The 471-nt window shown below is 66.5% G+C and carries 1 protein-coding gene; it reads right to left on the reverse strand.

Annotation, left to right across the window (positions count from 1 at the left end):
• Window positions 1-165 precede the first annotated feature (165 nt).
• Window positions 166-471: GAF domain-containing protein (locus I6F37_RS38930; protein ID WP_225154212.1), on the reverse strand; the 306-nt coding region annotated here is incomplete at its 5' end.

Below are 471 nucleotides of genomic sequence, written 5' to 3' on the forward strand. Positions count from 1 at the left end.
GAGCCCATCCGGCGGCTGAGGATGTGGAAGATCCATGGGCTCGTCAGCTGGTAGAGCTGAGCAAAGGCCCGCTCGTCGCCACGCCCGGACGCGACCAACAACTCATCGAGAAGGTCACGCGTGGCCTCGGCCTCGGCCTGGACGGCCGACGAAGCCAGAACCACGCTAGCGACCATGATCGAACCCGGCGGAAAGCGCCTCTTCTCGTCGAGCACGGACGATCGCGATCGAGGCCCGCTGAGCGAACGCGAGACCCGGCGCCAGCGACTCTGTCCCGAAGAAGGAGGCGCGCCGGGAGTAGAGCGTGAGGGCACCGAACGGATCGCCGTAGGACAGCATCAGCGACAAGACAGAGCGGAGTCCGAGATCTGCTGCCTGCGGAGCCCAGAACCGCCACCGGCTGTCGAACCGGAGCTCGGGTGAGACGACCGGCTGACGCCCTTTGATGGCGTGGAAACCCGGCCCTTGATG

It is taken from the genome of Bradyrhizobium sp. NBAIM08, assembly GCF_020193935.1.
Taxonomy (GTDB): Bacteria; Pseudomonadota; Alphaproteobacteria; order Rhizobiales; family Xanthobacteraceae; genus Bradyrhizobium; species Bradyrhizobium yuanmingense.